6 protein-coding genes and 2 pseudogenes are annotated in these 5,637 nt (G+C 64.7%); 2 read left to right on the top strand and 6 right to left on the bottom strand.

Features of this window, described 5'->3' with window-relative positions:
- Positions 1-39: 39 nt before the first annotated feature.
- The 3 genes from NW75_RS21445 to NW75_RS21435 form a co-directional block, all read right to left on the bottom strand.
- Positions 40-291: a GlsB/YeaQ/YmgE family stress response membrane protein gene (locus tag NW75_RS21445; protein WP_029622546.1), complete on the bottom strand. Its 252-nt coding sequence runs from the start codon at positions 289-291 to the stop codon at positions 40-42.
- A gap of 102 nt (positions 292-393) precedes the next feature.
- A complete protein-coding gene (gene sciP, locus NW75_RS21440) occupies positions 394-693 on the bottom strand; it encodes a CtrA inhibitor SciP (protein WP_010404863.1) in 300 nt (99 codons plus the stop codon).
- 101 nt (positions 694-794) lie between these two features.
- Positions 795-1,034, bottom strand: coding sequence for a hypothetical protein (locus NW75_RS21435; protein ID WP_171010552.1), 240 nt, complete (start codon positions 1,032-1,034; stop codon positions 795-797).
- Positions 1,035-1,158: 124 nt separating this feature from the next.
- On the opposite strand from NW75_RS21435, the pseudogene mnmA reads away from it, so the two are divergent.
- Positions 1,159-2,261: pseudogene (mnmA, locus tag NW75_RS21430) on the top strand (tRNA 2-thiouridine(34) synthase MnmA); the annotation flags it as partial.
- An 8-nt stretch (positions 2,262-2,269) separates the two neighbouring features.
- Here the strand turns inward: mnmA and NW75_RS21425 are convergent.
- The 3 genes and pseudogenes from NW75_RS21425 to pdxH form a co-directional block, all read right to left on the bottom strand.
- Entirely contained in the window at positions 2,270-3,103 is an 834-nt protein-coding gene (locus NW75_RS21425; RefSeq protein ID WP_033967412.1) for a PhzF family phenazine biosynthesis protein, read from the bottom strand.
- A pseudogene (locus tag NW75_RS21420) lies at positions 3,100-4,043 on the bottom strand (cation diffusion facilitator family transporter). The gene NW75_RS21425 and the pseudogene NW75_RS21420 overlap by 4 nt, the downstream one beginning before the upstream one ends.
- Positions 4,040-4,618: a pyridoxamine 5'-phosphate oxidase gene (pdxH, locus tag NW75_RS21415; RefSeq protein ID WP_033967411.1), complete on the bottom strand. Its 579-nt coding sequence runs from the start codon at positions 4,616-4,618 to the stop codon at positions 4,040-4,042. Before pdxH ends, NW75_RS21420 begins: the two are co-directional and overlap by 4 nt.
- A 109-nt stretch (positions 4,619-4,727) precedes the next feature.
- Between pdxH and ku the strand changes: the two genes are divergently transcribed.
- Entirely contained in the window at positions 4,728-5,597 is an 870-nt protein-coding gene (gene ku / locus NW75_RS21410) for a non-homologous end joining protein Ku (protein ID WP_033967410.1), read from the top strand.
- The last annotated feature ends 40 nt before the right edge of the window (positions 5,598-5,637 follow it).

Below are 5,637 nucleotides of genomic sequence, written 5' to 3'. Positions count from 1 at the left end.
CCTCGCTCCCGGCGGCCTTTTTTCGACCTTAGATCGCGCTTAGCGGACCGAACCGCGGCGGATAAGATTGACGATCGCCAGTAGAATGATCGCGCCAATCAAAGAATATACGAAGGTCATGACAGTAATGACCTGGTTGATGCCTGCGCCAAACAGGAACGATGCAATTACCGATCCGATAATCCCGACGACGACATTAAGAATAATGCCCTGTTGTCCATCGGTGCGCATCACCATGCTGGCGAGCCAGCCGCACACACCACCGACCACGAGCCAAACAATGAGACCGATCATCTTACCCTCCATTTTCCCGGCTGCATCCGGGATACGGGGACAAGACTCACGAATTGCGATTTTTGTTCCGGCTACGGTTTGAAGAGTGGCGTGCGACGGTCAGTATTTCTGCTGACGCTCGTAGAGCGATTTGTAATGCTGGATCCGCGTGACGCGCAGGCCCGGCATCCCCGAGCGGTCAATCGCCCGCTGCCAGCCCGCAAATTCCTCGACCGTCAGGCCGTAGCGATCGCACACCTCGTCCACCGACAGCAGTCCGCCATTGACCGCTGCGACCACCTCGGCCTTGCGGCGAACGACCCAGCGGGTCGTCTCCGGCGGCGGAAGCGATTCGAGCGTCAGTGGCTCTCCGAGGGGGCCGATCACCTTGGCTGGGCGAATCTTCTGGTTTTCGATCATTCTGTAACCTCGTGGCGGGGCGGGGGGACCCCTGCATCTTAATAACGGTCATTACTCTAAGGACTTGAACGTCGGCTAAAGCGGCTCGGTAAACAGCGCCTTCATTTTTCGGGCTCCCGCATCGGCGAGGCGGCGAGCATCTCAGCCACGGCGAGGTTGAACGTGCCGTGGGCGGGTGCGAACCAAGCGCGCTGCAGCGTGATGGAGGGCAGGCGTCCCTGAACCAGCGCGGTCGGGCTGGCGGCCTGCCGCGCGGCAATACCGACCATCAGCACGGCGAGGTCGGGCGGCAGCGCCACCACCGTCGCATCGGCTTCGAATCTGGAAAAACTCAGGTCCACGCATGCACTTCCGCTAAGGATCGAACTCTATCTGTAGCGGCGAGGTTCTTTCGGGCGGGTAAAGCCGCCGATCTTTTTTTTGGGTTTTTTGCATGTGCGCGTAGGAGCGCCTATCTCCGCCGCCATGAACGAAGCCGATTTTCAACTGGGTGCCGATCTTGCAGGCAAGCGTATCGTCGTCGCGATGTCGGGCGGCGTCGATAGCTCGGTCGTGGCGGCGCTCGCCGCGCGGACGGGGGCGGAGACGATCGGGATCACGCTGCAACTCTACGATCATGGCGAGGCGGTCGGGCGCGCGGGGTCGTGCTGCGCCGGGCGCGACATTCGCGATGCGCGCAGCGTGTGCGACCGGCTGGGTATCGCGCATTATGTGTTCGACCATGAATCGCGCTTTCGCGACCAGGTGATCGATCGCTTCGCCGACGATTATCTCGCCGGGCGGACCCCGATCCCGTGCATTCAGTGCAATATGGGGCCGAAATTCACCGATCTGCTCGCCGCCGCGCGCGATCTGGAGGCGGATTGCCTGGCGACCGGCCATTATGTGCGGCGCGTGGAAGGGCAGAGGGGGGCCGAACTGCACCGCGCCTTCGACCCCGCGCGCGACCAAAGCTATTTCCTGTTCGCAACCACGCAGGAGCAACTCGATTATCTGCGGTTTCCGCTGGGCGGCTTGCCCAAGCCGCGCGTGCGCGAAATCGCGCCGAACTGGGGCTGGGGGTGGCGGGCAAGCCCGACAGCCAGGATATCTGCTTCGTGCCCGATGGCGATTATGCGTCGCTGGTCAAGAAATTGCGGCCCGAGGCCGACACCAGCGGCGAAATTGTCGATGAGGCGGGCCGCGTGCTCGGGCGGCACCGTGGCCTGATTCACTTCACCGTCGGACAGCGGCGTGGCCTGGAAATCGGCGGCACGCCGGAGCCGCTGTATGTCATCCGACTGGAGGCGGCGACCAAGCGCGTGATCGTCGGCCCCAGGGCGGCGCTTGCGGTCGGCGCGGCGCGGCTGAGCGGGGTCAATTGGCTGGGCGGGGATTATACCGGGCCGATGACGGCCAAGGTCCGCTCGCTCGCCAAGCCGGTTGCGGCACGCTTCGATGGCGCGCGCGTGAGCTTCGATGCGCCCGAATATGGCGTGGCACCGGGGCAAGCGACGGTGCTCTATGCCGGCGACCGCGTGCTGGGCGGCGGCTGGATCGAGGAAACCGAAGGCGCGCTCGTCGCGGCTGACGCGGGTCAGGGTAGGAAGAACGTCCCTTCCATCACCGTCACGCACTGCCCGCCGAGCACGACGCGGTCGCCAGCGAGCTGGCACGTCAAATGCCCGCCGCGGGCGCTTGCCTGATACGCTGTGAAGCGATCGCGGCCGAGGCGCGCGGCCCAATAGGGCGTCATCACCGCGTGCGCCGAGCCCGTGACGGGGTCCTCGTCGATCCCGGCACCGGGCGCGAACACCCGGCTGATCACGTCGGTCTCGTCGCCAGGCGCGGTGACGATGGTGAGGACATCGACCTCGGCACCGCCCCCCGCCGCCGGGTCGGCGGGCGAGGGCCGCCCGAGCGCGCGGAAATCGGGGTCGAGCGCGCGAATCTGCGCGGCATTTTCGAGCACGATCAGCGCATAACGATGCGGGTGCCACAGCGTTTCAACCGCCGCCTCGACTCCGAGCGCCGCGACGATATGCGGCAGCGGCCTGGGTGATGGGCCCCAGGCGGGCAAAGCCAGCTCATACCCGCTTCCCGCGCGCGCCACCGACAGGACCCCCGCCTTGCGCGTGCGGAAGGTGACGCGGTCGCGCTCAGGATCGCTCGCCAGCACGAAATGCCCGCTGGCCAGCGTGGCGTGGCCGCACAACACCACCTCGTTAGTGGGAGTGAACCAGCGCAATTCGAAATCGCTGTCATCGCTTTCATCGGGCAGGATGAACGCGGTTTCGCTGAGATTGTTCTCGGCGGCAATCGCTTGCAGCACATCGTCGTCGAGCCATGCCGCAAGCGGCATCACCGCCGCCGGATTGCCCGTGAAGGGCGCGTTAGCGAAGGCGTCGATCTGGGCGATGGGCAGTCTCATGCGCGTTTTCCAAACCAATGGGGGGTGACGTCGGCCTCGACCAGCGGATTGTCGGTATCGACATGCCCTTCGGGATCGAGATGGATCAACACTTCGACCTTGGGGAAGGCCTTATGCAGCGCGCGTTCGACGCCCTCCACCACTTTATGCGCCTGCGCGACGGTGATGTCGCCGGGCACCTCCATATGGAATTGCGCGAAATCGTGCGTGCCGGCGTGGCGCGTGCGGAAATCGTGAATGCCCTTGATGCCCGGCTGGCGTGCGGCGACCTCGATGAAATCGGCGCGCATCGCCTCGGGCCATTCCTTGTCCATCAAATGTCGATCGCGTTGGACGAGGCGCGAAACGCGCCATAAGCGAGCCACAGCGCGATCACGATGCCGAAGATCGGATCGGCGCTGCGCCAGCCAAGATATTGATCGAGCACCAAGGCCACGATCACCGAGCCGTTGAGCAGCACGTCGGACTGGTAATGGACGTTGTCGGCGACGATCGCGACCGATCCGGTGCGGCGGATGACGGCGCGCTGATAGGCGAGCAGCACCATGGTCGCGAAAATCGCGATCAGCGACACGCCGATGCCGAATTCCGCGCCCTGGGTCGGTTCGCTGCTGCCGAGCGCGACGATCGCGCGCCACGCGATCCCGGCCGCCGAGGCGGTGATCAGCATCACCTGGAACAAGGCGGCCAGCGCTTCTGCCTTGCCGTGACCGAAGCGGTGGTCGTGATCCGCGGGTTGGGCGGCCAGGCGCACGCCGTACAGCGTCACGGCGCTGGCCAGCAAATCGAGGCCGGAATCCGCCAGGCTGCCGAGCATCGCGATCGATCCGGTCGACCAGGCGGCGTAGGATTTCAACACGATCAGGAAGATCGCCATCGCCACGCTGGCGATCGCGGCGCGAACAGCGAACGGAATGGCGCGGCGTTGGTCTTCGGTCATGGGTAAAGCAGCCCCTCGGTCCAGCCCTCTGCGGTGCGGGTGAAGACGCGGCGTTCGTGCAGCCGATGCGCGCGGTCCTGCCAGAATTCGATCGTATCCGGGGTTACGCGATAGCCGCCCCAATGCGGCGGGCGCGGCACGTCCTGGCCTTCGAACTTGGCCTGAAACTCGGCGAAACGCGCCTCGAAGATGGCGCGGTCGGCCAGCGGGCGCGACTGGTCCGAGGCCCAGGCACCAAGCTGCGAGTCGCGCCCGCGCGAGGCGAAATAGGCATCGGATTCGGCATCGGTAACGCGGCTGATCGCGCCTTCGATGCGGATCTGCTGGCGCTGCGACTTCCAGTGGAACAGCAAGGCGGCGTGCGGATTGGCGTCGAGCTCACCCGCCTTGCGGCTCTCGCGATTGGTGTAGAACACGAAGCCATCGGGGCCGCGCCCCTTCAGCAGCACCATTCGCACCGACGGACGCCCGCTGGCGTCGGCGGTCGCCAGCGCCATGGCGTTGGTGTCATTGGGTTCGCTGGCGCGCGCGGCGGCATACCAGAGTTCGAACAGGGCAAAGGGATCGTCGGTCATGCGGTCGCTTTAGCGCGCCCGTCCGGTTGCGTCACCCCGATCCGGCACCGACGGAACGACTCTGCGCGCCAGGGATTGAATCGTCTTCGCAACGATGAGGGGCAGGACGATGGCGGCACGGGCCTATTGGCAAGGACAGATCCGGCTCGCGCTCGTCTCTATCCCTGTCGAAATCTACAGCGCGACCAAATCGGGCGCGCAGATCAGCTTCAAACAAATCCATGAGCCGAGCGGCAAGCCGATCCATTACGACAAGGTGGTCACCGGCGTTGGTCCCGTCGACACCGATGAGATCATGAAGGGCTTCGAATATGAAAAGGGCTCTTACGTGCTGCTCGGGCAGGACGAGATCGATGCGGTGAAGCTCGAGTCGAAGAAGACGCTGGAGCTGACGCAGTTCGTCGATGCGAGCGAGATCGACGTGCTCTATTATGAAAAGCCTTATTTCGTGGTGCCGGCCGATGATCTGGCCGAGGAGGCGTTCATCGTGCTGCGCGAGGCGCTGCGACGGACCAAGAAGGTCGGGCTCGGGCAATTGGCGATGCGCGGGCGCGAATATGTCGTAAGCCTGAAACCGTGCGGGCGCGGCATGGTGCTGGAAACGCTGCGCTATGCCGATGAAGTGAACAAGGCGCAGGGCTATTTCCGCGACATTCCCGACGACACGCCCGATGCCGATCTGATGGAACTGGCCGAGGCGCTGATCGAGAAGAAGAGCGGGGCGTTCCACCCGCAGGATTTCCACGATCGCTATGTCGATGCGCTGCGCGACCTGGTCGAGCGCAAGCGCAAGGCGAAGGGCGGCAAGATCATCGAAGATGCGGGCGATGACGCGCCCAAAAAGGGCGGATCGAACGTGGTCGATTTGATGGCGGCGCTGAAGAAGTCGATGGGTGGCGCGGCTCCGGCCAAGGCAGAGGCGAAACCCGCCGCCAAGAAGGCACCCGCCAAGCGCGCGCTGGCTAAAAAACGTGCATAGGGCCGCCTCTTCTCCCCTCCTGAGGGAGGGGGCAGGGGGG

The organism is Sphingomonas sp. Ant H11, assembly GCF_000797515.1.
In the GTDB taxonomy this organism is placed as follows: Bacteria; Pseudomonadota; Alphaproteobacteria; order Sphingomonadales; family Sphingomonadaceae; genus Sphingomonas.
Note: the sequence above shows the minus strand (reverse complement) of the source record. Positions and strands in the feature narration are given on the sequence as shown.